Origin of the sequence: Massilia psychrophila (assembly GCF_002760665.1) — a bacterium.
Lineage (GTDB): Bacteria > Pseudomonadota > Gammaproteobacteria > Burkholderiales > Burkholderiaceae_D > JAFCUW01.
Window position 1 is genome coordinate 20,617 of sequence record NZ_PDOB01000021.1, and the last position, 26,496, is coordinate 47,112.

Consider the following 26,496-nt stretch of genomic DNA (forward strand, 5'->3'; position numbering starts at 1 on the left):
GACATGATCGTCGTCGTCGTCATCGTCATCGTCATCGTCATCGGCGTCAGCGGTGGCTGCATGCGCCAACTGCTGTATCGTAGCGACTCCCACTACCTCATTCATACGCCATGCAGAACGACTTCAGCGACCTTCGCACTCCTTACGAAATGGGCAACAGGAACCAGACCACCACCTGGGCCGAATGCATCGCCTGGTACCAGGCGCTGGCGCGGCGCTTCCCGCACGTGCTTGGCTTTAGCCAGGTCGGCACCTCCGACGCCGGCGTGCCGATCCATGCCGGCGTGGTGACGAGCGACGGCGTGTTCGAGCGCGCCCAACTGAAGGGCGCGGGGCGCCCGGTCTTCTTCAACAACAACGGCATCCATCCGGGCGAGCCGGAAGGCATCGACGCCTGCATGGCGCTGGTGCGCGACTTCTGCGTCGATCCGCAGCGCCTGGCCGCGCTGGGCGACACCGTCTTCCTGTTCGTCCCGCTGTACAACGTCGACGGCAGCCTCAATCGCGCGAATACCTCGCGGGTGAACCAGGACGGCCCCGAGCAGTTCGGCTTTCGCGGCAACAGCCGCCATCTCGACCTGAACCGCGACTTCGTCAAGTGCGACACGCTCACCGCGCGCGTCTTCAACCAGCTGTTCACCGCCTGGGACCCGGACGTCATGGTCGACACCCACACGTCGAACGGCGCCGACTATCCGTACACCATGACCTTAATCCACACCCAGGCCGACAAGCTTGGCGGCGAACTCGGCGAATTTTTACGCGGCACCATGCTGCCGGCGCTGTTTAGCAGCATGGCCGCGCGCGGCTGGCCGACCTGTCCGTACGTCAATCCGGTCAAGGACAGCCCGGATCACGGCATCGCCGAATTTCTCGAAACACCACGCTTTTCGACCGGCTACGCCGCGCTGCATCACACCATCGGCTTCATGCCCGAGACCCACATGTTGAAACCCTACGCCGACCGCTACGAGTCGATGCGCGCGCTGGTCGACACCGCGCTGGCGTTTACGGTGGCGCACGCCGGCCAAATCCAGGCACTGCGCCGCGCCGCCAGGGACGCGGGAAAAACGCGCCGCGAATGGCCGGTGCACTGGTCGATGGACGCATCGAAGAGTGCGCGCTTTCGCTTCAAGGGCTACGCCGCCAAGTACAGCGCAAGCCTGCTCGGCGACTACACGCGCCTGTCGTACGACCGCAGCGCGCCGTGGGAGCGCGACATCGCTTACTTCAACAGCTTCCCGGCCGATGTGACGGTCGCAGCACCAGGCGCCTACGTGGTGCCGCAGGCGTGGCGCGAAGTCGTCGAGCGGCTTGAATGGAACGGCGTGCGGATGACGCGCCTGGCGGCCGACGAAGTGATGGACGTCGACTATTACCACATTCAATCGGTGGGTTCGCGCGCCAACGCCTACGAGGGCCACATGTTCCACGACGAGGTGCAACTGGAGCGGCGCCACGGCCGGATTGGCGTGCGCGCCGGCGACTACGTCGTCGCTCTCGAGCAGGACAACGCCCGCTACGCCGTCGAGATGCTCGAGCCGCAAGGTCACGACAGTTTTTTCCGCTGGGGGTTTTTCAACAGCGTGCTGGAGAAAAAAGAAGCGTATTCGGATTACGTGTTCGAAGACCACGCGCTCGAGCTGCTGCAAGGTGAACCGGAACTGAAGGCCGGCTTCGACGCCTGGAAGATCGCCAACCCGGCGCTGGTATCGGACCAGGCCGCGGTGCTCGATTTTATTTTTGCGAACTGCCAGCGCTATCGGGAACCGGAGTGGCGCCGGTATCCGGTGTTCATGCTGGCGCGGTAAGTTAGTACGCTACCCTGATAGCCGTCATCCTCGCGCACGCGGGGACGACGCGGCTATTTACGCTCCCCAATCCAGCGATCCACCTTCGCCTCCAGCAGCGACAACGGCAGCGTGCCGTCGCCCAGCACCACCTGGTGAAACGCCGGCAAATTGAACTTGCTGCCGAGCGCCGCGGTTGCCCGCGCGCGCAGTTGGGCGATTTTCAGCGCGCCGATTTTGTAGCCCAGCGCCTGTCCCGGCCACACCATGTAGCGCTCGGTCTCGCTCTTGGCGACATCGGTGTAGCCGAGCGTATCTTTCATGTACTGGATCGACTGCTCGCGCGTCCATCCCTTCGCGTGCATGCCGGTGTCGACCACCAGCCGCACCGCGCGCAGCATTTCGTCGTTCAGGTGGCCGAAATAATCCTCCGGCTTGTCGAACAGGCCCATCTCCTTGCCGAGCGTCTCGGCGTACAGCGCCCAGCCTTCGGTGAAGGCGTTGTTGCCGCCGAACTTGCGGAAGTTCGGCAAATTCAATTCCTGCAGCAGCGCGATGTGGAAGTGGTGTCCCGGTTGCCCTTCATGCAAAAACAGCGTCACCATGCCGGTGCTGCCGTACTGTTTCGGATCGTTCACCACTGACCAGAAGACGCCCGGCCGCGAGCCGTCCGCCGCCGGCGCCGTGTAATGGTCGGATGCGGTGGCGCGGCTCAGTTCCGGTTCCAGCCGCAGGTCGAGCGGGGCTTTCGGGGTGAGCGCGAACAATGCCGGCAGCTTGGTGCGCAGCGTCGCGTCGAGGTCGCGGTAGACGTCGATCACCTGCTTTTCGGTGGTGAACGGGCGGAACTTGTCCTGCGCCGCGACCCAGTTCGGCAAGCCACTGGCAGGTCCCGTGTAACCCATTTTCGGCCCGACGATGCCGAACTCGCGCTGGATGCGCGCCACTTCGGTCAGTCCGGTCGCGTGGATTTCTTCCGGCGTCATGGTGGTCGTGGTCTGGCTGGCGACGCGCGCCAGGTACCAGTCCATTCCGCCCGGCAGCGCACTCCAGCCGGTGCTGGTGCGCGCCGCCGGGATGTATTCCTTGTCGAGAAACGCCGCCAGCCGCGCCAGCGCCGGCGACAGCCCGGTAGCGATGCTGGCGCGGTAGGCCGCGGTGAGTTTTTTCTTGTCGGCGGCGGAAAACGCAGCGGGCAGGTTGGTGATCGGCGTATAGAAAATGCTCGCTTCCGGCGTCGCGCTGACCAGTTTCTGGAATTGCGGCAGGCTTGACACCATCGCCGCCTTCGGCCCGGTGATCCCTTGCTTCATCCCTTCGCGCATGTTGGCAATCGCCTGGTCGATCCACGCCGGTAGCTGGTTCAACCGGTTCAGGTAGGCCTTGTAGCCTTTGACGGTGGTGAGCGACTGGGCGGCCTGGCCGCCGGCGTAGTTGGCCAGCGTCACCGGCATGCTGTCCATCTGGTTGATCGGCAGCAGGTGCTCGGGGAATTTCTCGACACTGAGCTGGGACGCCAGCTCATAGGCGAGGATGTCGTAGTTGATTTGCCCTTTCGCGGTCAACGACGCGCGCGCGATCGCGCGCAGCCGCTGCTGGTAACCGTGGTACAGCGCGAACTGGCGCGCGCGCACTTGCGGAGCGATCGACATGCCGATCTGGTCGTCGAAGCGGCCGTCGCCGCTCTCGGTCGCGCTGACCGGCTCGAATCTGGCGAGCGCGTCGTAGTACTGGTTGGCCAGCACGTCGAGCTGCTTGCCGGCCTTGCTGGCGTCGGCGGCGTTAGCAACGGCCGCGACGGCCGCTGTAGCCGGAGCGGCGGCGGCGGCGGGCGCGAAGGCGATCAGGATGGCGGCGCTGATTGCGCTGATTGCGCTGACGGTATCAATCGGGAAAATCTGTCTCATCGTTGTATTGCCTTGTTTTAAAACAGGTTTTAGTAGCTGGCCAGCGGCGCCGGTTGGCCGTTTTTAAACGTGTAGATCGTCACCGACGAGGTCTTCAGGTTGCCGGCCTGGTCGTAGGCGTAAGTGCCGACCACGCCCTTGTGGCTCATGCTGTGCATGGCCACTGCCACCACCGAGGGATCGACCGAATTGGCCGCGCCGATGGCTTGCGCGATGAACATCGCCTGGTCGTAGAACGGCGCCGCGTAGACGTCGGGATTGCGCTTGAAACGGGCCTTGTAGCGGGCCTGGAAGGCGGGCCCCAGGGCCTGCTTGTCGAGCATTGCGCCGGCCTGCGCGCACAGCACGTTCTCGCCTACCGCGTCACCACCGAGCTTACCCATCTCCGGGCTGCACAAGGTATCGCCGCCGAGCAGCCTGGCGTTCAGGCCGAGCGACTTCATCTGGCGTGCCATGGGCGCCGCCTGCGGCGCATAGCCACCGAAGAAAATGGCGTCGACCTTCTTCGCCTTCAGGGCCGTCAGGATGGCGCTGAAATCGGTCGATTTGTCGGTCGTGAATTCATGCCCGGCGATGGTCAGGCCCGAGGCCTTGGCCTGGCGGATGAATTCGGTGGCAATGCCCTGGCCGAAGGCGGTGCGGTCGTCGATCACGCCGACGGTTTTGACCTTCAGCTGTTTTGCCGCGTAGTTGGCCACCGAGGAACCGACCTGGGTGTCGCTGGCGACGATGCGAAACACGCTGCGGTAACCGTTTTTGGTGATCTGCGGATTGGTGCCGACCGTCGACATGACGACGCCGGCGTCGTTGTAGATGCGCGAGGCGGGAATCGCCACGCCCGAGTTGTACGGTCCGAGCACGAAGCCGACGCCGGCGTCGACGAATTTCTGCGCTACGCTGACGCCCGCTTTCGGGTCGCCCTGGTCGTCTTCGGACATCAGCTCGAAGCGGATCGTCTTGCCGCCGACGGCCGGGCGTTTTTTACTGTTCAGTTCTTCGATCGCCAGCCGGGCGCCGTTCTCGTTGTCCTTGCCGGCGAAGGCATTGGCGCCGGACAGCGGACCGGAAAGCCCGATTTTGACGACCTGCTCGTCGGCGACCGCGGGCGCGCACAGCAGCAGCGCCGACAGCGCCAGCGGCATGAGGTTTTGATTGCTCGGCATGTGGAAAATCTCCTGGTTGATGATTGTTCGATCAGGTTGGCAGTTTGCGCGCGATCAGTTCGAGCGGCAGCGCCGTCGAGTATTTGATCTGCTCCATCGAAAACGCCGACGACACGCCCGTCAGGTGCAACGCGGTGGCGATCAGTTTCTTATTCTTCCTCCAGCCGCTTGACCCGCTTCCAGCAAGGCGTGCTGGAGAGCCCGACAACGTCGCTCAAGCTGGCGATCGACAGCGTGGCGTCGGCCTGCGAGGTGGCCAGGATGGCCAGGATGGCATAGTCAAATTTATCAAGTAAATTCATACTACTTTTGTGCTATTCATCGTATAAATATACTTCATATATCAAAAAATGAGAAAACTCAGCACGTATTTTATTTCGCAAAACAGCAACATATTAACCAACAATATGTCATCCGCCACATCTTTTTGTTTTCCCCTCGGGTTTCTTTATGCATAACAAAATAAGCCGGCGGCAATTGCCGCCGCCGAAAACTTGCACCGCGTTGATGGCCGCGCTGGACCATGGCGCGTGTTCCGCGCCCACGCGCAGGTAACCGACTCGCGCGAGCGCCTGGCGCCAGGCTTGCCCTGGCGTCGTCTTCGGTACGGCAGGCGTGACGCGTCGGCGCCGGTTCGGCATCCGCATTGAAGATGGCTTCGCTGGCAATTAAGCAATCGAAGCGGGCAGGATTCGGCACAGCGATTTGCGGTACCGATTTAGCTGTTCATCTTGTCAATCATGTGGTCCAGAACACGAGTATGTTCATGCTGGGGGCTGAACAAAATTACTTCTGCTTCTTCTTCAACCTTGACCGTGTGTCCCGGCGGCCAATAAAACAGGTCGTTCGTCTGCGTCACTTCTTGCGTACCGTCGCCGTAGGTAATGGTGAGCATCCCTTTGAGCACGAAGCCCCAATGCGGCGACTGGCACAAGTTTCCTTCCAATCCTAGCAACAGCGGAGAGATATCCATTCCTGCGGGAAGCGAAAAATACTCGCCGCTTATCTTGCCATATCCTGTTGCGTCCCCGAAATCGACCTGTTGCCGGGCAGTCGCGCCCGGTATGGCAATTTTTGCCGGGACATTTTCTTTTGCGATATGCATGGCTTTCTCCTCGCTTGTGATGTACGCGCCAGGGTTTGCTGCTGGACAGCTCCTTGGAACGCGGCTCGGTTCATCGCATTTATGTTAGGACAAATTGGTTATAAATCAATAAGAAACGTGTCAATCGTTTTACGCAGGCGCGATAGCAGACCCTTGGTCGCAACCCTGGAGCCCGCCTTCGCGGCACCGCTTTATGTACGTTTGCGCACAGTCAGCCCAAGGTGGCGGCATTAACATTGAAACAGCCGTTCGATCATGCTTTCACGCTTTGAACCGACCCGGTCGCAATCCGCCCGCCTTGAGCGGTTTGGCAGTCCACGCCTACTGCGAGGTCACCGTTGAATCAAGAAAAAACCACTCCGTTGGAAAAGCTGAACGCATGGCAGGACGCCGTGCGCACCGACCGCGATGGCAGCCCCAGTGCCGATGAAGAATTACCGCTGCGCTCTGAACTGTTCAGTGCCGCCCAGATGGCGGCTCATGGCAAGCACCTGGCCGCGCGCCACCAGCTGAGCCGCCGCGGCGGCCCTGACCGGCTGCTCGATCGCCTTACCGAAAATGATGACGTCATCGCCGCCACCTGCGCCGAACTGACCGCCGCCATCAAGGCCGGGCGCCAGATCACGCCGGCCTCGGACTGGCTGCTGGATAATTTTTATTTGATCGAAGAGCAGATCCGCACGGCACGCCGGCACTTGCCGAAAAACTACAGCAACGAGTTGCCGCGCCTGGCCAACGAAGACGCCGAAGGCAATCCGCGGGTCTATCAGATCGCCCTCGAAATCATTTCGCACGGCGATGGCCGGGTCGACCCGGAAAGCCTGGCGCGCTTCGTCGTGGCCTACCAGGACGAAGCGCCGCTCAAGATCGGTGAGCTGTGGGCGATCCCGATCATGCTGCGCATCGCGCTGATCGAGAACCTGCGCCGGGTTGCCGCGCGCGTCTACGACAACCGCAAGCAGCGCGACAACGCCAACACCTGGGCCGACCAGATGAGCGAGACGGCTGAGAAGAATCCGAGCGACCTGATCTTGCTGGTGGCCGACATGGCGCGTTCGCCCCAGCCGATGAGCAGCGGCTTCGTCGCCGAACTGGCGCGCCGGCTGCAGGGTCAAAGCTCGGCGCTGACACTTGCGCTGCAATGGGTCACCACCCGGCTGGCCGACGACGGCCTGACCATCGAACAACAGATCCAGGCCGAGATCGGCCAGCAGGCGGCCGACCAGGTCACCATCAGCAACTGCATCGGCAGCCTGCGCTTTCTCGGCACCATGGACTGGCGCGAGTTCGTCGAAACCCTGAGTGCTGTCGAGCAGACTTTGCGCCGCGACCCCGACGACATCTACGGCAAGATGGATTTCGCCACGCGCGACAACTACCGCCATGTCGTCGAGCAGCTTGCCAAGCGCTGCGATTACACCGAAGTGCAGGTCGCCGAACAGGCGTTGGAACTGGCGCAGGCCAACCGCGAGCCGGCCCGGGGCGGGCTCGATTTGCGTACCCGCCACATCGGCTATTACCTGGTCGGCTCGGGCCTCCCGGCGCTCGAGACGAAACTGGCGGTGCGCAATCCGCTCGGCTCGGCGCTGAGCAAGATCGGCCGCGCCGCGCCGCTCGCCACCTACCTCGGCGCGATCGCCGTGTTTACGGCGCTGTTTACTGTCAGCGTCATGCTGCACTCCTGGCACAACGGCCTCGATGGCGCGCTGCTGGTGCTGCTTGGCGTGATGGCGGCGATCGGCTCGAGCCAGCTGGCGCTGGCGCTGGTCAATTTCATGGCCACCCAGCTGACCGTGCCGCACCCGCTGCCGCGTATGGATTTCAGGGAAGGCATCCCGGACGACGCCCGCACCATGGTGGTGGTGCCCTCGATGCTGTTTACCATTGATAACGTCGCCCCGCTGTGCGAAGCGCTCGAAGTGCGCTATCTCGCCAACCGCGACCCGGCATTGCGCTTTTGCCTGCTGACCGACTTTGCCGACGCCCCCAACGAAAGCATGCCGGAAGACGCCGAATTGCTGGCACTGGCGCGCGCGACGATTGCGCAGCTCAACGCCAAATACCTGGCAGGTCCGTTCCTGCTGCTGCACCGCCCGCGCGTCTGGAGCGAAGGCGAGCGCGCCTGGATCGGCGTCGAGCGCAAGCGCGGCAAGCTGGCCGACCTCAACGCCTTCCTGCGCGGCGGCGCGCGCGACAGGTTTTCGGTGGTGGAGGGCGATACCGGCGGCCTGCTGAACATCCGTTACGTCATCACGCTCGACACCGACACGCTGCTGCCGCGCGATGCGGCGCGCCAGTTCGTCGCCACCATGGCCCACCCGCTGAACCACCCGCAGCTCGATGCCGGCGGGCGTCGCGTGATCGAAGGCTACGGCATCCTGCAGCCGCGCGTGAGCGCCGCGCTGCCGAGCGAAACGGCGTCGCGCTACGAGCGATTGTGCGGCGGCGAGCCGGGCATCGACCCGTACACCCGCACCGTCTCCGACGTCTACCAGGACGTGTTCTACGAGGGTTCGTTCGTCGGCAAAGGCATCTACGACGTCGACACCTTCGAGCGCCTGCTCGGCAATCGGCTGCCGGACAACCAGGTCCTCAGTCACGACCTGCTGGAAGGCTGCTACCTGCGCGCCGGCCTGCTGTCCGATGCCCAGCTCTACGAAACCTACCCGTCGTGCTACAGCGACGACGTCAGCCGGCGCCACCGCTGGATCCGCGGCGACTGGCAGCTGGCCGGCTGGCTGCGCCTGCGCGTGCCGGCCTTTGGCGGCACGCGCGAACCGAATCCGCTGTCGGCGCTGTCGCGCTGGAAGCTGTTCGACAACCTGCGCCGCAGCGTGGTGGCGCCGGTGCTGACGGCGCTGCTGCTGCTGTGCTGGGCACGGCTGCCGTCGCCGTGGTTCTGGAGCGCCGCGATTTTATCGGTGTTCTTCGTGCCGACGTTTATCAGCGCGCTGGTCGGCCTGATCGAAAAGCCGCACGACGTGCGCTGGCGCCAGCATATGGCCGGCGGCCTGTCGAGCCTGAAGATCATGTTCGGCCATGTCGCGCTGCAGGTCGCCTTCCTGCCGTACGAAGCCTGGTTCAGCGTCGACGCTATCGCGCGCACTGGCTGGCGCATGCTCGTCACGCGCCGCAACCTGCTCGAATGGCGGCCATCGAGCCTGGCGCGCTCGTCGACCGACATGGGGACCAACTGGCGGCGCATGTGGTTCTCGCCGGCGCTGGCCGTCGGCGCCGCTTTGACGCTGGCGTTTGCCAACCCGGGCGCGCTGTTCGCCGCCGCCCCGGTGCTGCTGCTGTGGTTCATGGCGCCCGTCATCGCCTGGTGGATCAGCCTGCCGATGGAAACCAGGAGCGCCGAACTGAGCGACACCGACGTGCTGTTCCTGCATTCGCTGGCGCGCAAGACCTGGGGCTTTTTCGAGGACTTTGTCGGCCCCGGCGACAACTGGCTGCCGCCCGACAACATGCAGGAGCATCCGGTCATGGTCGTGGCCCACCGCACTTCGCCCACCAACATGGGCATGTCGCTGCTGGCCAACCTGACCGCCTGGGACTTCGGCTTCGCCTCGCTTGGCCAGGTGCTCGCGCGCACCGCCGCCACCTTCGAGACGATGGACCGGATGGAGCGCCACCAGGGCCATTTTTATAATTGGTACGATACGGTTTCGCTGGCGCCGCTGCTGCCGATGTACGTGTCGTCGGTCGACAGCGGCAACCTGGCCGGCCACCTGCTGACCTTGGCGCCCGGCCTGTCGGCGCTGGCCGACCAGCCGATCGCAGGTCCCCGCACCCTGGACGGCATTGGCGTCACGCTGCAGGTGGTGGCCGAACAGGCGCTTGATGCCGCGCCGGACAATGGTGCCACCGCCGCCATCGCCGCGATGCAGCACCACCTGGCCGAAGCGCGGCGCGCGGCGCACACCTTGCCTGGCCTAGCCCACGTTCTCGACACGCTATGCGTTGATGCCGACGCCATCCTCGCGGCCGCCGGGCCGGATCTGCACGGCTGGGCCGAAAAGCTGGCCGCCCACAGCGGCCACGCCCGCGACGAGCTGTTCGCACTGGCGCCGTGGATGAAGGCGGGGCAGGAGCACCTGGTCGACTCGAGCCTGACCCGCATTCCGACCTTGCGCGAGCTGGCCGGCTTCAGTTCGATCGCCAGTGCGGGCAGCGACCTGGCGCCGAGCGAGCGCGCGCGCCAGCACGCTTTGACGCACATGGTCGGCCAGGGCAGCGCCGAGGCGCAGCGCCGGCTCGACAACATCGCCGGCCTGGCATCGCGCGCGCGCCAGTTCGCCGACATGGACTTCAGCTTCCTCTACAACACCACCACCAACCTGATGGCGATCGGCTACAACGCGTCCGACTGCCGCCTCGACGCCAGCTGCTACGACTTGCTGGCCTCGGAAATCCGGCTCGCTTCCTTTGTCGGCATCGCTCAGGGCCAGTTTCCGCAGGAGCACTGGTTTGCGCTCGGCCGCCAGCTGTGCGTGGTGGGCGGCCAGCAGTTGCTGCTGTCGTGGTCCGGCTCGATGTTCGAGTACCTGATGCCGCTGCTTGTCATGCCGACCTACCGCGACACCCTGCTCGACCAGACCTACCGCGCCATCATCAAGGCGCAAATCGATTATTCGCGCCAGCGCGGGGTGCCGTGGGGGATTTCCGAATCCGGCTACAACACCGTCGACGCCAACCTGAACTACCAGTACCGCGCCTTCGGCGTACCCGGCACCGGCATGAAGCGCGGCCTGGCCGACGACCTGGTGGTCGCGCCGTACGCCACCATGCTCGGCCTGATGGTCGACGCCGAAGCGGCGAGCGAGAACCTGCAGCGCATGGCCGCCCTGGGCTTCATGGGCATGTACGGCTTCTACGAAGCGATCGACTACACCGCCTCGCGCCTGCCGCGCGGCCAGGATTTTGCCGTGATCCGCTCGTTCATGGCCCACCACCAGGGCATGGGTTTATTGGCCCTGTCGTACCTGCTGCACGACCGGCCGATGCAGCGCCGCTTCGAGTCCGATCCGCTGTTTCAGGCCACCATGCTGGTGCTGCAGGAACGCGTGCCAAAAGCCGGCGCCTTCCATTCGCACACCGCCGACCTGGCCGCCGACATGGGCGCGTCAATGACGCCAGCATCGATGCCGATGCGCGCAATCACCACCGCCGCCACCGTGCAGCCGGAAGTGCAGCTGTTGTCGAACGGGCGCTACCACGTGATGGTCACCGCCGCCGGCGGCAGCTACAGCCGCTGGAAAGACCTGGCCGTGACGCGCTGGCGCGAAGACGCCACCGCCGACAACTGGGGCAATTTCTGTTACGTGCGCGACGTCGACAGCGGCGCCTTCTGGTCGACCACGTTCCAGCCGACCCTGGTCGAGTCGAAGAAATACGAAGTCATCTTTTCCGAAGGGCGGGCCGAATTCCGCCGCCACGACCGCGGTATCGACCTGTACACCGAGATCGTCGTCTCGCCCGAAGACGATATCGAAATGCGCCGCACCCGCATCACCAACAAGTCGCAGGTGACGCGCACCATCGAGTTCACCAGCTACGCTGAAGTCGTGATGGCGCCGGCCGCCGCCGACGCGGCCCACCCGGCGTTTTCGAAACTGTTCGTGCAGACCGAAATTTTGCGCGCCGAGAACGCGATCCTGTGCACCCGCCGCCCTCGCACGAAGGACGAGCAGATGCCGTGGCTGCTGAACCTGATGACGGTGCACGACGGCGTGCTCGTGGGCGTCAGTTTCGAGACCAGCCGCCCCGACTTCATCGGCCGCGCCAACAGCACGGTGGCGCCGCGCGCGCTGTTAGAGGCGGCGCCTTTGGCCGGTGGCGAAGGCTCGGTGCTCGACCCGATCGTGGCGATCCGCTACAAGCTCACGCTCGCACCGGACCAGGTGGTGGTACTCGACGCCGTCACCGGCATGACCGAGACGCGCGAAGCGGCGCTGCACCTGATCGACAAGTACCAGGACCGCCATTTGGCCGACCGCGTGTTCGAACTGGCGTGGACCCACAGCCAGGTGGTGCTGCGCCAGCTCAATGCGACCGAGTCCGACGCCCAGCTCTACAGCCAGCTGGCCAGTTCCGTCATCTACCCGAACGCCGCGCTGCGCGCCGACGCCGCGGTGCTGATCCGCAACCACCGCGGCCAGTCGGGCCTGTGGGCGTACGCGATATCGGGCGACCTGCCGATCGTGCTGATGCAGATCAAGGACCCGCAGAACATCGACCTGGCGCGCCAGATGGTGCAGGCGCACGCCTATTGGCGCCTGAAGGGACTGGTGGTCGACCTGGTCATCTGGTACGAGGACACCTCGGGCTACCGCCAGACGCTGCACGACCAGATCATGGGGCTTATCGCATCGAGCATCGACGCCCAGGCGATCGACCGCCCGGGCGGCATCTTCGTGCGCCTGCTCGACCAGATTGCGCCGGAAGACCGGGTGCTGATGCAATCGGTGGCGCGCGCCGTCCTCTCGGATGCGCGCGGCAGCCTGGCCGACCAGATCAAGCGCGCCATGCCGCTCACGCCAAAGCTGCCGGCCGGCGTGTTCGAACCGCGCAGCGAGCCGTATGCGCGGCTTGAGGGTTCGGCTTCCACCTCTGGCGCCGCTGCCACAAAGGTCCCGGCGCTGATCCTCGACAACGGCACCGGCGGCTTTTCCGCCGACGGCCGCGAATACGTAATCCGCACCGATGGCAGCAACCGCACGCCGGCGCCGTGGGCCAACGTGCTGGCCAACCCGAGCTTCGGCTCGGTGGTGTCGGAGTCCGGCCAGGCGTACACCTGGAGCGAGAACGCGCACGAATTTCGCCTCACGCCGTGGGACAACGACCCGGTGTCGGACCGCGGCGGCGAAGCTTTTTATATCCGCGACGAGGCGACCGGCCGCTTCTGGTCGCCGACTGCGCTGCCGGTGCGCGCCAACGGCCTGTACACCACCCGCCATGGCTTCGGCTACAGCGTGTTCGAGCATGCCGAGGAAGCCGTCCACAGCGAGCTGACCACCTTCGTCGCGCTCGACGCGTCGATCAAGTATTCGGTGATCAAGCTGCGCAACGACAGCACGGTGCCGCGCAAGCTGTCGGTCACCGGCTACGTCGAATGGGTGCTGGGCGATTTGCGCCCGAAATCGTCGATGCATGTCGTTACCGAACTCGACCAGCAGTCCGGCGCCCTGTTTGCCCGTAACGCCTACAACACCGAGTTCGCCGGGCGCGTCGGCTTCTTCCAGGTCGAGGCGCAGAACCGGACGTTCACGTCCGACCGCAACGAATTCGTCGGCCGCAACCGCAACCTCGCCAGTCCGGCGGCGATGAATCGCGCCCGCCTGTCGGGCAAAATCGGCGCCGGCCTCGATCCGTGCGCGGCGATCCAGGTCGCCATCGAACTGCAACCGGGCCAGGAACGCCAGCTGGTGTTCATGCTCGGCGTCGGCGGGCGGCGCGATGCCGACGCCAGCGGCATGGTGCAGCGCTACAAGGGCAGCGAAGCGGCGCAGGCGGCGTTCGACCTGGTGCGCCAGCACTGGGACGCCACGCTCGGCGCGGTGCGCATCGAGACGCCCGACCCGGCGCTCGACGTGCTGGCCAACGGCTGGCTGATGTACCAGACCATTGCCTGCCGCATGTGGGCGCGCAGCGGTTACTACCAGTCGGGCGGCGCGTTCGGCTTTCGCGACCAGCTGCAGGACGCGATGGCGATGATCCACACCCAGCCGCAGATCCTGCGCGAGCACCTGCTGCTGTGCGCGGCCCACCAGTTCGTCGAAGGCGACGTCCAGCACTGGTGGCATCCGCCGTCGGACCGCGGGGTGCGCACCCACTGCTCGGACGACTACCTGTGGCTGCCGCTGGCGACCCACCGCTACGTCTCGAGCACGGGCGACGCCAGCGTGCTGCTTGAACAGGCGCCGTTCCTCGAAGGGCGCCTGCTGACGCAGGAAGAGGAGTCTTATTACGACATGCCGGGCCACTCGCAACAGAGCGCCGACCTGTATGAGCATTGCGTGCGGGCGATCAAGCGCGGCCTGCGCTTCGGCCAGCACGGCCTGCCCTTGATCGGCACCTGCGACTGGAACGACGGCATGGACCGGGTCGGCAACGAAGGCCGTGGCGAAAGCGTGTGGCTGGCCTGGTTCCTGTACGACGTGCTGATGAAATTTGCCGAGGTGGCCGAGCTGCACCACGACCCGGCGTTCGCCGCGACCTGCCGCAGCGAGGCAAAGCGGCTGGCTGCCAACGTCGAAGCGAACGGGTGGGACGGCAAGTGGTACCGCCGCGCCTACTTCGACGACGGCACCCCGCTCGGTTCAATGACCAACGATGAATGCCAGATCGATTCGATTTCGCAAAGCTGGGGCGTGCTCTCCGGCGCGGCCGACCCGGCCCGCACCGCCAGCGCGATGGCGGCGGTCGACGCTCGCCTGGTGCGGCGCGACTTTGGCCTGGTGCAGCTGCTCGATCCGCCGTTCGACAAGGGCGTGCTCAATCCCGGCTATATCCGCGGCTACGTGCCGGGCGTGCGCGAGAACGGCGGCCAGTACACCCACGCCGCGATCTGGACCGCAATGGCTTTCGCCAAGATGGGCGACGGCGACAAGGCCTGGGAATTGCTGCGCATGATCAATCCGGTCAATCACAGCGCCACCCCGGCCGGCAGCGCGCTCTACAAGGTCGAGCCCTATGTGGTGGCGGCCGACGTCTACGCGGTGTCGCCGCACATCGGGCGCGGCGGCTGGAGCTGGTACACCGGCTCGTCCGGCTGGATGTACCGGCTGATCGTCGAATCGTTGCTCGGCTTGAACCTGGCCGGCGACCAGCTGACCATCGCGCCCCACCTGCCGGCCGAATGGGACGGTTTCAGGCTGCATTACCGGTATCGCTCGGCCAGCTACGCGATCACGGTAAAGGTAACGGTAACGGCGGGCACGTTGGTGCTCGACGGCCAGGCGGTCGGCGGCAACGCCATCACCCTGGCCGACGACGGCTTCCATCACGCGGTGGAACTGACGGTACTGCGGGGGAATGCGGTACCAAGCTAAAAAAGACATGAACGCGGCGGCGGTTTTCGCGTCAAAGAATGACCATGCTAACAAAGTCATCTTTGGCCGTTGCCGTCGTGCTGATCTGCTCGTCCGCTTCTACCACGGCGGCCGAGTGGAGTGACACGTCGCTTAGCTGGCGCATCGGCAACCGTTTCGGCGAGCCGTTCAATCCACTGCCCATCCGCAAGAACATCGTTGCACTGACCCATGCCAGCGGCTACCAGTACGGTACCAATTTTTTCAATATCGACCTGTTGCAGTCGGACCGCAACGACCCGGGCTCGCTGACCCAGCGCAGTGGCGCCCAGGAAGCTTACGTGCTGTACCGCCACACCTTCGACATCGGCAAGCTGCGCGGCGCCGGCCTGTCGTTCGGCCCGGTGTCCGCCGTCGGCGCCACAGTCGGCTTCGACTGGAACACCAAGAACGACGTCGGCTACAACTCGCGCAAACGGATGCTGGTGGCTGGCCCGACCCTGACGTGGAAAGCCCCCGGCTTGCTGCAGACCAGCCTGTTGCTGCTGCACGAGAGTAATGCGCCGAGCGGCGCCTTTCCGCCCATCCTCGATGTGCGCGGACGCACTACCTACAAGCTGCATCCCATGCTGACGGCCAACTGGGGTATACCGATAGGCAACGGTTTCAAGTTCGAGGGTTACGCCAACCTGATCGCCGCCAAGGGCAGGGACGAGGTCGGCAACCAGACGGGACCGGAAACCAATATCGACATGCAATTGATGTACGACGTAGGCGCGGCGATGGGCAGCCCGAAAAACGTGTTTCGCATCGGCCTCGAATACCAATTCTGGAACAACAAGTTCGGCAACACCGCAGTGACCACCGGCGGGCGCGGCCAGCGCGCGTCGACGCCAATGATCCGGGCCGACGTGCGTTTTTAGGCGGTGTCGCGCTATCAAATTGGCAGCAGGAAATCCCTCCTAGCCCGACGTTAACAAATATCAATTAAATATTGTCAGAGCCACCCTGTTGTATTCCTTGCATCAAATTGTCCAATTGCCAAGTTGCGATCATTGATCTATCGATCGTCGTTGGCAAGTGAGGACCAGATGGGAAAGATGCATCGCAACACCGGCCGGCCACTGTTGGCCACGCTGTTGACCCTATTGCTGGCGGTTACCGCTGGTCTGGCGTCGGCGTCGGTTCCTGACCACAGCGAGTTCGACGCGACGCTGGCCGCGCCGTACCAGGGCGACGCCAACGGTGCCCGCAGCTTTACCCTGGTGTTCGACTATCCGCTGGTGGCGGCGCCCCAATCGGTGACCTGGCGCCTCGAGCTGATCGCGCCGGACGAGCGCGTGGTGCGCCAGTGGGGCGGCACGCAGGCACTGGTACGCGACCCGGTCAGCGTCGGCGTGCGCTGGGATGGCCGCATCGCCGCCGCGCTGGCGCCGGCCGGCATCTACCGCGTGCGGATGCAGGCCTGGTCGCGCGACGCTGCGGCCCCTGGCGCCGCAGCGAGTGGGCCGGCCGCACCTGACGACGTCATCGAACAGCAGTGGGACATCGCGGTCGGGCGCATCGCCGCGCCTGTCGTGCCGGCGTTTCGCGCCTTGCCGAGGTCAGGCGATGCCAGCGTGGCTCCTGCACCCGGCTCGCTGCCGTACAGCGTCTATCTGGGCAACCTCCATAGTCAGTCTTCGCACAGCGACGGCGGCGGCGAGCTGGCCAGCTGCAGCGGCAGCCAGAATCCGCAAAGCGGCGCCTATGGCCCGACCGACGCTTATACCTTCGCGCAAAAACGCGGCCTCGACATCCTCGTCACGTCCGAGCATAACCACATGTATGACGGCTCGGACGGCACCAGGGCGGACGCCGAACCGGCCGCCGCCAGTGCTTTGTTCCGCTGGGGCCTGAACGCGGCGTCCGATTACAACGCCGCCCATCCCGGCTTCCTGGCGGTGTACGCCCTCGAATGGGGCGTGATCGCCAACGGCGGCCACATGAACATTTTTAACAGCACCGAGCTGCTGGGCTGGGAGCGCAATGCCAGCGGCCAGCTGCTGGCCGACACTTTTACGCCGAAAAGCGACTACGCCGCGCTGTACGCGCTGATGCGCCAACGCGGCTGGGTCGGCCAGTTTAACCATCCGGCCCGCAGCGGCCAGTTCGTGGTTGGCGGCGTGCCGCTCGGCTACAGCGCCGATGGCGACCAGGCCATGGCGCTGTGCGAAGTGGTCAACACGCATGCGTTTTCGACCAACATCAGCGAAACCGAAGCGCGCCGCAGCAACTTCGAACTTGCCTGCAACAAGGCGCTCGAGGCCGGCTACCACGTGGCGTTCAGCACCAATCAGGACAACCACTGCGCCAACTGGGGCGCGTCGTCGGCCAACCGCACCGGCGTGCTGTTGCCGGCCGGCCGGCCGCTCGGCAACGCCGGCTTTATCGATGCGCTCAAGGCGCGCCGGGTGTTTGCGACGATGGACAAAGGCTCACAACTGGTGCTCACCGCCAACGGCCACATCATGGGCGAGCGCTTCGTCAACCGCGGTCCGCTGGCGCTGGTGGCGCATTTCGCCAACGTTGCCGGCAAGGCGGTATCACAGGTGACGATGTTCGAAGGCGTGCCAGGACGCAATGGCAGCGTGAGCGTGTTGTCGACCAGCGCACAAACCACCATTACGCCGGCGCCGGGCGAACATTTCTACTATGTTCGCCTGACTCAGGAAGACGGCAACATGCTGTGGTCGGCGCCGGTATGGGTGACGCAGTCGAGCCCGGCCAAATAAACCGTGCGGCACTTTTTTTAACATCCGGACACGAATTGTTCAGATATTGACATTTTCATCTTTTCCACCACACTGATTTGTCTTGCTCCGGCGTTCCGTGCATTGCCGGCTGGCATGGTCGTCATCGCATCGTCATGATCGTCCCGCAACATGTTGTTGCTCCGAATCGTTATCGCACACTTCAAGCACACTGGCCAACGGCAGCCACAGTCTGGTCGCCAAGGCGTATGACGCGGCCGGCAACGTCGCCTCGTCGAGCGCAGTTTCTTTCAGCATCAGCAACGCCAGCAACGCCAGCAACGCCAGCACCGACGCCACCGCGCCGGCCGTCAGCGCCAGCGAGAGCGGCACCAGCGGCACCATCACGCTCTCGGCTACCGCCAGCGACAACGTCGGCGTTACCAAGGTCGAGTTTGTTGTCGATGGCGTCCTCAACGGCAGCGACACGACGGCGCCGTATTCGATGACGCTCAATTCGACCCTGCTTGCCAACGGCAGCCACGCTTTAATCGCCAAAGCCTACGATGCGGCCGGTAATGTCGGCACCTCGAGCGCGGCCAGCTTCAGCGTCGCCAACAACACGACGCAATTGATCGTCAACGGCGGTTTCGAATCGGGAACCGGCTCGTGGACCGCATCGAGCGGCGTGATCACGTCGGACGCCACCGAGGCGGCGCGCGCCGGCACCTGGAAGGCCTGGCTCGATGGCTACGGCGCGGCGCACACCGACACCATCTACCAGCAGCTTGCCATCCCCGCAACGGCCACCAGCGTGTCGCTCAGTTTCTGGCTGCGGGTCAATTCGAGCGAAACAAGCACCACCACCGCCGACGATACGCTCACGGCGCAGGTGCGCAGCAGCGCCGGCGCCGTGCTAGCGACGCTGGCAACTTATTCGAACCTGAACAAGGGCACTACCTTCATCCAGAAGAGCTTCGACCTGACCGCCTACAAAGGACAGACGGTTCGCATCCATTTCGAAGGTATCGAGGATTCGACCGTGAAGACGTCGTTCATCCTCGACGATGTCAGCCTGACGTCGCAATAGCAATAGCACCAGGCCGAGCCTGATATCCGGTTATTTGCCGTTTGAAATACGGCAAAGTCAGGCCCGGCCCCGGCCACCACCATCGCGCTCCCGAGTTCTGGCCCACTGGCGTCGATACGCCGGCTGCGGCACTGCTGCGACGCCGCCGGGATACTTTCGCCGGCGCGGCGAAAGTGCTATTCTGCACGCGCCCGGCAGTGCGCCGGCTTCGTCATCCTACCCGAAAGAACGATGAACAATTCGACCATCCTGCGCGCGGCGGCCGCCGCCATCCTTACCGCCTGGAGCGCGGCCGCCTTTGCACTCGATCCGCTCAGCTACGCGGACTACGACCAGGTCAAAACGCGCGCGCTGCACATCGACCTGAAGGCCGATTTCACCAGCAAGACGCTGTCGGGCTTCGCCGAACTGTCGCTCGAGTGGATCGACAAGGCGGCCCGCACGCTCGACCTCGACACGCGCGAACTCACCATCGCCAAGGTGCAGGCAAAGGGTGCCGGCGGCCACTGGCAGACGGTGCCGTACACGCTCGGCAAGTTCGATGCCGAGAAAGGCCAGGCCCTGCATATCGCACTCGCTGCGCTGGCCGGCCAGCCAGGCAAGGTGCGGATTTATTATCGCACCGCGCCGACCGCCGCCGCGCTGCAGTGGCTGACGCCGCGCCAGACCATGTCGGGCAAGCGGCCTTTCATGTTCAGCCAGTCCCAGACCATCAACGCGCGCTCGTGGGTGCCGCTGCAGGATACACCGGCCGTGCGCTTCACCTACACCGCCCGCATCGAGGCGCCATCCGGCCTGCGCGTGGTGATGAGCGCCGATAACGATCCGAAGGCCAGCGGCAAGGGCGGTTGGCGCTTCACCATGCCGCAGCCGATTCCGTCCTACCTGATGGCGATCGGCATCGGCGAACTCGATTACCGCAAGCTCGGGCCGCGCACCGGTGTCTACGCCGAGCCGAAACGGATCAAGACCGCCGAATACGAACTGGCCGATACCGGGAAAATGGTGGCCGCCGCCGAATCGCTGTATGGCCCGTATCGCTGGGGGCGTTACGACATGCTGGTGCTGCCGCCGTCGTTCCCGATCGGCGGCATGGAAAACCCGCGCCTGACTTTCTTGACGCCGACCATGATCGCCGGCGACCGCAGCCTGGTCGATTTGATCGCCCACGAACTGGCGCATAGCTGGTCGGGCAACCTGGTCACCAACGCGTCGTGGAAGCACTGGTGGCTCAACGAGGGTTTTACGACCTACGTTACCACCCGCATCCTCGAAGTGCTGTACGGCCAAGAAGTGGCAACCATGAACCTGCAGCTCGAGCAGGAAGAAGCGCTCGAACTGCTGGGCACCGTGGCACCGGCCAAGCAGGCTTTGCTGACCAAAGATGCCGACACCTCTGCCACAAGCTATACCGACGACGCGCTGGCTTATCCGAAAGGGGCCTGGTTGCTGCGCACCCTCGAGCAGCGCGCGGGGCGCGCCGTGTTCGACCCGTTCCTGCGCGGCTGGTTCGACCAGCACGCCTTCCAGAGCGTCACCACCGGCCAGTTCGTCGACTACCTGCGGCGCGAGCTGCTGGCGAAACACCCGGCGGTGATGAGCGAGCCCGAGCTCGACGAGTGGCTGTACGGGCCGGGCATCCCGGCCAGCGCCACCCATGCCGTGTCAAAGCGCCTCGCCGCGCTCGACAAAACGCGCGCCGCCTGGCTCAAAGGCGAGCTGGCCACAGCACAGCTGGAGCCTGGGCAGTGGACCGCCACCGAATGGATGAAGTTGTTGAACGATATCGACGGCAAGGCCAGCGCCGCGCAACTGAAGCAACTCGACGCCAGGTTCGCGCTGGCAAAATCGGGCAACAACGAGGTCGCGTTCCGCTTCTACCGCGCCAGCATCAATGCCGGCAATGAAGAAATCCGCGCGCCGCTGCAAGCTTTCTTGATGAACGTGGGACGACAAAAGTTCGTCGTGCCGTTGTACGCCGCGCTGATGAAAAATCCGGCCGACAAGGCCTGGGCGGCGGGCGTCTACAAGCAAGCGCGCGAGCGCTACCACCCGGCGACCCAGGCCAGCGTCGACAAAAAAATGATCAATACCGATAAATAATAGGATTTCCAGTGCATTCAATGAACTGCTTTGCAGCATCGATCCTGCTCGCTTTTTGCGTCAGTAGTGGCGTCGCCGCCAGCGCGCCGGCGCCCGCTTTCAACCTGGAAGCCGACGTCGCGCGCGTGATGAAAACGTTCGAGGTGCCCGGCATCGCGATTGCCGTCGTCAAGGACGGCAAGGTGATCGCCGCACGCGGCTTCGGCGTGCGTAAGCTCGGCGACCCGGCGCCGGTCGACGGCAAGACCCTGTTTGAAATCGCCTCCAACTCGAAGGGTTTTACCGCCGCCGCGCTGGCGATGCTGGTCGACGAGGGCAAGCTGGCATGGGACGACCCGGTCACCAAGCACCTGCCGGACTTTCAGATGTACGACGCCTACGTCACCCACGCAATGACGGTGCGCGACCTGCTGACCCACCGCAGTGGCCTGGGGCTGGGCGCGGGCGACCTGCTGTGGTGGCCAACCACCAGTTTCAGCACCGACGAAATCATCGAGAAGCTGCGCTACATCCGTCCCGCCACCAGCTTTCGCGGCAGCTACGCCTACGACAACCTGCTGTACATCGTGGCCGGCAAGATCATCGCCCGCAAGTCCGGCAAGTCGTGGGGTGAGACGGTGCGCGAGCGCATCTTGAAACCGGTTGGCATGACGACCACGACGACCAGCCTGCTGGAAAACGAAGGCAACCCGAACGTCGCCCATTCGCACAGCAAGATCGACCACAAGATCGCCGTCGTCAAGGCGGTGCCGGCGGCGAACGCCGTCGGTGCGGTCGGCATCAACACCAATGCCGAAGACATCGCGCGCTGGATGACGGTGCTGCTGAATGGTGGCGAGCTCGAAGGGAGCAAGCTCGCCGGCGCCGGCAACGAGACCCGCCTGTTCAGCGCCGCCCAAGGCCGCGAAATGTGGACCGCCCAAACGCCGATCAAGATCAGTGAGCCGAAGCCGGCGCTGGCCGCCACCCGGCCGAATTTCTTCGCCTACGGCCTCGGCTTTCAACTGCGCGACTACAAGGGCATGAAGCTGGCAATGCACGGCGGCGCGTTGCAGGGGTTTTATTCGCGCGTGGTGATGGTGCCGGAAGCGAAGCTCGGTATTGCCATTTTTACCAACGCCGAAAGCGGCGGCGCGTTGACGGCGCTGCAGTACCGCCTGCTCGACCAGTACCTCGGCGCCGCGCCGAGCGACTGGGTCAGCTTGATCGGCGACGCCGAGCACGAAGCGCACGCCAAGGAACTGGCGCGCATCAAGAACGCGGCTACCACGCGCGCAATCAGGTCGCAGCCATCGCTGGCGCTGGCCGCCTACAATGGCCAGTACCAGGACGCCTGGTACGGATTGGCCACCATCGAGACGGTCGGCGCCAAGCAGGTGATGCGCTTTACCAGGACGCCCGACCTGACGGGCGAACTCGAACACTTCCAGCACGACACCTTTATCGTGCGCTGGAAAGAGCGCAATTTTAATGCCGACGCTTACGTGACGTTCTCGCTGAACCCGGACGGCAGCATCGAACGGATGAAGATGGCACCGGTCTCCACCGAGACCGACTTCAGCTACGATTTTGCCGACCTGACGTTTACGCCGGTGAAGGCGGCCAAGCCGCAGTGAGGTCTATTGCAGCGGCGGCTATTTTTCGCCGATGGGCACGCAGCGCGCGTCGAGCGCGATGCGTTTCCCGCCGAGCTGCAACGCGCGCGGGCCGATCGTCAGACGGCCTGAAAATGCCATGCTTTTCCAGCGCACCGAACAGGTATTCAGGTCCACCAGGGTCAGCGTGCGCCGGCTGCCGGAGTAGCTCGGCACGTACAGCAGCTTGCCCTGCGCCAGCAACAGCGGCGGCTCGATGATACCCAGGTCGAACGTGCAAGCGCCGGCCACCAGCGGCCCCTGCCACGCTGCCGGACTGGCCGCATTGTCGGCATCCCCCAGTTGCACCACGGCGGCCTCCACACGCACCTCGCTGCCATGGGGCGTCAGCGTTTGCAAAGTGCATTCCGCCCGTGCCGCCATGCTTGCCAACAGGACAGCGGCGAAGGCCGGCCATTGGTACGGCATGCAGGCCATCGTCTTCATGGCTTTGAGGAAAAGTAGTGAACCAAGGGCAGGTCCGTTTTATTCCAGCGCCAGTAAGGCATCGCCAGTTTCCTTTATCGCTCAGGTAGAAAGAGATATCGCGCAGGCCGCTCAGTCGATCACTTTGCCGACTTGCCGTTCCACACATCCATCATTTCCTGCGAGCCTTGCTGGCGGATGCCGTTATCGGCCAGCACCGCTTCGGTCGACTCGAGCATGGCCTTGCGCGGCAACACCATCGTTTCGCCGGCGCGCTGGTCGAAGTGGATCACCACCAGGTCGTCCTTCAGGTCGCGCAGCAGCGTCACCAGGTGGCGCAGGCTGCGCACCGGCACCTCGTTGATCGAATACACCACCGCGGCAACGCGGTTGCCGTAGCCGGTCACCAGCTTGTTCGGAAAGAAGGGTGACGTCACCACCACCAGTTCTTCACGCTGTGCGTCGGGCTGCTCGCCGCGGCGCGTCATCAGGGGACTGGCATTGTAGGCCAGTGCCTGCATGATGGCCGGGTTGGTGGCCATCCCGGACATGAACTCGGGGCTGGCGCGCGAAAACACGATCGGGCCGTAGATGAAGTAGGGCGGGTAGCCGCCGGCCAGGTCGGGGATCAGCATCTTGCGCCCGCTGCCGACCGGCAGCTGGATCGCCATTGGCTTGCCCCCGCGCACGATCGTCAGCGCCAGTTTGCCGCCTTGCGCCAGTTGCTGCACGCGGTACTGGAAGCGCACCCGCAGGCTGCCCAGTTTGACCATGCCCTGGTTGTCGATCGGGTAGTCGCCGATGCGGGTGATGACGTCGAATTCCTTGAGCGGATAGGCCGCCTCGCTACGGTACGGGTGCTGCACCACCACGCCTTCGACCGACTTGTCGAGCTTGAGGAATTCGCGCAGGGCCGGGTTTTCGAGCGTCTGGACATCGTCGTACATCGCCGGCTTGCCGTCGTAGCGGCCGTCGGCGACGTCCTTGAGAAATAAATCGACTTCCTCGTTGGGGATGATGTAGCCGATGTTCTGCGCATTGGCCGCGCCGGCGAATGCCAGGCCCACCATCTTGTCGCCGGCGATCACCGGCCCGCCGCTGTTGCCGGGGTTGATCGCCGCGTCGACCTGGATCCGCAGGCCGGAGCTGGCGAAGGCGTACGGAACGAACTCGATGCGCGAGACGATGCCCTTGGTGATCGACAGCGAATTGCCGCCGGTCGGGTAGCCGTAGGCCATCACCGCCTCGCGCACGTCCGGCAGCAGGCTGGCGCGCGCCACCGGCGGATGGGTGTCGAAGAACGACTCGTCGTCGAGCTTGAGGATGGCGAGGTCGATCCCGCGTCCCACCGCCACCACCGTCGCCGACAGCTTGTCGCCGGACTGGCTGCCCTGAATCTGCACCTGGCTGGCGTAGCCGACCACGTGGGCGTTGGTCAGTATCCGCCTGCCTTCGATGACCACGCCCGACCCGGTGACATCCTGCGGCGCGGCCTTGCTCCACGGCTTGGTCGGGTCGGGTCCGCGTAAAGTGCTGAAGATCTTGACGACGGCCGCTTCAATGTTCGGCGCGATTGCCGCGGCGGCGGCAGGGACGACGTCCCGGGCTTGGGCGGCAACAGCGGCGGTGGCAAGGACAATGACGGCGGTGAAGCGCAACATGGGCATGATTTTTTTCAAGTTAAGGCCGCACGAACGGCAAGCGGTGATGCAATATACACGCAGGCAGCAGCGGCGAAGTGCACGGAGAATCACAACGGCTCAGGCAGTATCCTTGGCGCGCGCTCCGACCACCTGGTTTCGGCCCCGCTCCTTGGCGCGCACCATCGCCTGGTCGGCCATGCGCAGCATCGCAGCAAAGCTCCATGTATCGTCCGGCACCACCGACACCACGCCGATGCTGGCGGTGACGCGCCCGAGCGGCGAACGCGCGTGCACCAGGCGCAGCGCTTCGAGCGCGGCGCGGATCGCCTCGCCCAGCGCCAGCGCGCCGGCGCTGTCGGTGTCGAACGCGATCAGCACGAACTGTGCGCCGCCAGAGCGGGCCGCCAGGTCGCTGGCGCGCCGCGCGTGCGACTGCAGCAGGGCGCCGATGCGGCGCAAGCAGTCGTCGCCTTGGCGGTGACCGTAGGCTTCGTTGTAGTGCCTGAAAAAGTCGACGTCGAGCATCAACAGCGCTACCGGCACGCCGGCGCGCGCGGCGTGCGCAAGTTCGCCCGCCAGCACCTCGTCGAAGCGGCGCCGGTTGGCGATGCCGGTCAGGTCGTCGGTCACGCTGCGCGCAGCCAGCCTGGCCTTGACTGCCGCCAGCTCGCCGCTGCCCTCGCCGACGCGCCGCTCGAGCCGCAGCTGGTGCTGTTCGATTCTGCCGGCCATGTCGTTGAACTGGCGCGCCAGCGCGGTCAGTTCGTCGTTGCCGTCAAGCGTCACGCCGCTGGCATCGTTGCCGCCCCCACTGCCGCTGCCAATTCCGCGCATCGCCTGCGCCAGCGACGCCAGCGGCGTTGTGATCGAGCGCGCCAGGATCAGGGCGAGCGCGATCGAAACCAGCAGGGCGGCCATGCCGATCAGTACGTTCTTGTCGCGCACCGACTGCGCCTCGGTGGCCAGCTGGCTGGCCGGGATGACGCCGACCACGAACCAGCTGGTGTCAAGCACCTGCGCATAGGCCAGCAGATGCTGGCCTTGCCGGGCGTCGCTGTAGCCGGCCAGGCCGCTGCGCTGACGGCTGCGCCGCAGTTCAGCCGTCAGCGCGGCGGCCGGCGCGGCGCCGCCGCTGCGTTCAGCCGGGTCGATGACGACCTTGCCAGCGTCGGCGTCGAGCACGAACACGGCGCTGCCGCCGCCGAGGTTGACGTCGTCGAAAGTCGCGGCGAAATGGCTCGGGCGTACGCCGAGGAACAGGCTGCCGACCAGCTGGTTGGCGGGCTTGTTGTAAATTGCCCGCAGCAGCACCATGCTTTTCTGGCCGGCGGCGTTGTCGTAGGTGCCCCAGTACGGCCGCCCGAAATGGTTCGGCGCGCGCCGGGCGAACTGCGCCACGCCATCGCCGAGGGTGGCGAAGACCTGGGCGTCGATGATCCGGCTGTCGCGGTCGAGCAGGTATTTCTGGTTGAGGAAGTCGAACGAGCCGTAGCGCTCGAGCAGCGCGCGCGGCAGTGCCAGGCGCGAGGCCGCGCGCTTCGCCTCGTCGGTGCCGGCGTAATCGCCTAGAAAGTCCTGGATCCGGTCCGACAGCACCAGAACTTCGCTGTCCGACTCCAGCCTGGCCATCTCGAGTCCGATGTTTTTCGCCACCAGTTTGACCACTTCGGTCGCCAGCGCGCCGCTGCGCTGGCGAACCGCGGCGGTCGATTCGGCGTAGCCGATGAGGCTTGACGTGGCCAGCGGCAGCAGCGCCAGCAGCAGCAGCGCGCCGGCCAGCCGGTGGCGCAGCGCGACGTTTCGTAACGCAGTGTTGCGCAGCAGGTGCAGTGACAGGTAGTCGGCGAGTCGGTTCATGCGCGCTTGTGGCC

13 protein-coding genes and 1 pseudogene are annotated in these 26,496 nt (G+C 64.8%); 7 read left to right on the plus strand and 7 right to left on the minus strand.

Features of this window, described 5'->3' with window-relative positions; genetic code table 11:
- The first annotated feature begins 110 nt into the window (after positions 1-110).
- Entirely contained in the window at positions 111-1,811 is a 1,701-nt protein-coding gene (locus CR103_RS13655) for a M14 family zinc carboxypeptidase (RefSeq protein WP_099916535.1), read from the plus strand.
- Between the two features lie 53 nt (positions 1,812-1,864).
- Here CR103_RS13655 and CR103_RS13660 read toward each other — a convergent pair whose 3' ends face one another.
- From CR103_RS13660 to CR103_RS13675, 4 genes and pseudogenes are all read right to left on the minus strand, one after another.
- On the minus strand, positions 1,865-3,697 hold the full coding sequence (locus CR103_RS13660) for a DUF885 domain-containing protein (protein ID WP_099916536.1): 1,833 nt from the start codon (positions 3,695-3,697) through the stop codon (positions 1,865-1,867).
- A gap of 29 nt (positions 3,698-3,726) precedes the next feature.
- Positions 3,727-4,860, minus strand: coding sequence for a branched-chain amino acid ABC transporter substrate-binding protein (locus CR103_RS13665; RefSeq protein WP_099916537.1), 1,134 nt, complete (start codon positions 4,858-4,860; stop codon positions 3,727-3,729).
- A gap of 152 nt (positions 4,861-5,012) precedes the next feature.
- Positions 5,013-5,162, minus strand: a pseudogene (locus CR103_RS24140) (Lrp/AsnC family transcriptional regulator); the annotation flags it as partial.
- A gap of 416 nt (positions 5,163-5,578) precedes the next feature.
- Entirely contained in the window at positions 5,579-5,965 is a 387-nt protein-coding gene (locus CR103_RS13675) for a cupin domain-containing protein (protein WP_099916538.1), read from the minus strand.
- Positions 5,966-6,336: 371 nt separating this feature from the next.
- On the opposite strand from CR103_RS13675, the gene CR103_RS13680 reads away from it, so the two are divergent.
- From CR103_RS13680 to CR103_RS13705, 6 genes are all read left to right on the plus strand, one after another.
- On the plus strand, positions 6,337-15,018 hold the full coding sequence (locus tag CR103_RS13680) for a glycoside hydrolase family 94 protein (protein ID WP_441293459.1): 8,682 nt from the start codon (positions 6,337-6,339) through the stop codon (positions 15,016-15,018).
- Positions 15,019-15,056: 38 nt separating this feature from the next.
- Entirely contained in the window at positions 15,057-15,920 is an 864-nt protein-coding gene (locus tag CR103_RS13685; protein ID WP_099916539.1) for an outer envelope protein, read from the plus strand.
- Positions 15,921-16,088: 168 nt separating this feature from the next.
- Positions 16,089-17,771: a CehA/McbA family metallohydrolase gene (locus tag CR103_RS13690; RefSeq protein ID WP_229443056.1), complete on the plus strand. Its 1,683-nt coding sequence runs from the start codon at positions 16,089-16,091 to the stop codon at positions 17,769-17,771.
- Positions 17,772-17,853: 82 nt separating this feature from the next.
- The gene (locus CR103_RS22110) at positions 17,854-18,819 is read left to right on the plus strand and encodes an Ig-like domain-containing protein (protein WP_143752607.1); all 966 of its coding nucleotides are present in this window, start codon (positions 17,854-17,856) and stop codon (positions 18,817-18,819) included.
- 231 nt (positions 18,820-19,050) lie between these two features.
- Entirely contained in the window at positions 19,051-20,922 is a 1,872-nt protein-coding gene (locus CR103_RS13700) for a M1 family metallopeptidase (RefSeq protein WP_099916540.1), read from the plus strand.
- Between the two features lie 20 nt (positions 20,923-20,942).
- Positions 20,943-22,538 carry a serine hydrolase gene (locus CR103_RS13705; RefSeq protein WP_099916541.1) on the plus strand — a complete coding sequence of 532 codons (1,596 nt, stop codon included), beginning with the start codon at positions 20,943-20,945 and terminating at the stop codon, positions 22,536-22,538.
- An 18-nt stretch (positions 22,539-22,556) separates the two neighbouring features.
- Here the strand turns inward: CR103_RS13705 and CR103_RS13710 are convergent, their stop codons facing one another.
- From CR103_RS13710 to CR103_RS13720, 3 genes are all read right to left on the minus strand, one after another.
- The gene (locus tag CR103_RS13710; protein ID WP_099916542.1) at positions 22,557-23,003 is read right to left on the minus strand and encodes a hypothetical protein; all 447 of its coding nucleotides are present in this window, start codon (positions 23,001-23,003) and stop codon (positions 22,557-22,559) included.
- Between the two features lie 119 nt (positions 23,004-23,122).
- On the minus strand, positions 23,123-24,649 hold the full coding sequence (locus CR103_RS13715) for a S1C family serine protease (protein ID WP_099916566.1): 1,527 nt from the start codon (positions 24,647-24,649) through the stop codon (positions 23,123-23,125).
- A 93-nt stretch (positions 24,650-24,742) separates the two neighbouring features.
- Positions 24,743-26,482, minus strand: a complete 1,740-nt coding sequence (locus tag CR103_RS13720; RefSeq protein ID WP_099916543.1) for a sensor domain-containing diguanylate cyclase — start codon at positions 26,480-26,482, stop codon at positions 24,743-24,745.
- Positions 26,483-26,496 lie beyond the last annotated feature (14 nt).

Bases quoted from the DNA above. Each gene is read 5' to 3' on its own strand.
- CR103_RS13655 (WP_099916535.1), top strand. From the start codon at position 111: ATGCAGAACGACTTCAGCGACCTTCGCACTCCTTACGAAATGGGCAAC.
- CR103_RS13660 (WP_099916536.1), bottom strand. From the start codon at position 3,697: ATGAGACAGATTTTCCCGATTGATACCGTCAGCGCAATCAGCGCAATC.
- CR103_RS13665 (WP_099916537.1), bottom strand. From the start codon at position 4,860: ATGCCGAGCAATCAAAACCTCATGCCGCTGGCGCTGTCGGCGCTGCTG.
- CR103_RS13675 (WP_099916538.1), bottom strand. From the start codon at position 5,965: ATGCATATCGCAAAAGAAAATGTCCCGGCAAAAATTGCCATACCGGGC.
- CR103_RS13685 (WP_099916539.1), top strand. From the start codon at position 15,057: ATGACCATGCTAACAAAGTCATCTTTGGCCGTTGCCGTCGTGCTGATC.
- CR103_RS13690 (WP_229443056.1), top strand. From the start codon at position 16,089: ATGGGAAAGATGCATCGCAACACCGGCCGGCCACTGTTGGCCACGCTG.
- CR103_RS13700 (WP_099916540.1), top strand. From the start codon at position 19,051: ATGAACAATTCGACCATCCTGCGCGCGGCGGCCGCCGCCATCCTTACC.
- CR103_RS13705 (WP_099916541.1), top strand. From the start codon at position 20,943: ATGAACTGCTTTGCAGCATCGATCCTGCTCGCTTTTTGCGTCAGTAGT.
- CR103_RS13710 (WP_099916542.1), bottom strand. From the start codon at position 23,003: ATGAAGACGATGGCCTGCATGCCGTACCAATGGCCGGCCTTCGCCGCT.
- CR103_RS13715 (WP_099916566.1), bottom strand. From the start codon at position 24,649: ATGCCCATGTTGCGCTTCACCGCCGTCATTGTCCTTGCCACCGCCGCT.
- CR103_RS13720 (WP_099916543.1), bottom strand. From the start codon at position 26,482: ATGAACCGACTCGCCGACTACCTGTCACTGCACCTGCTGCGCAACACT.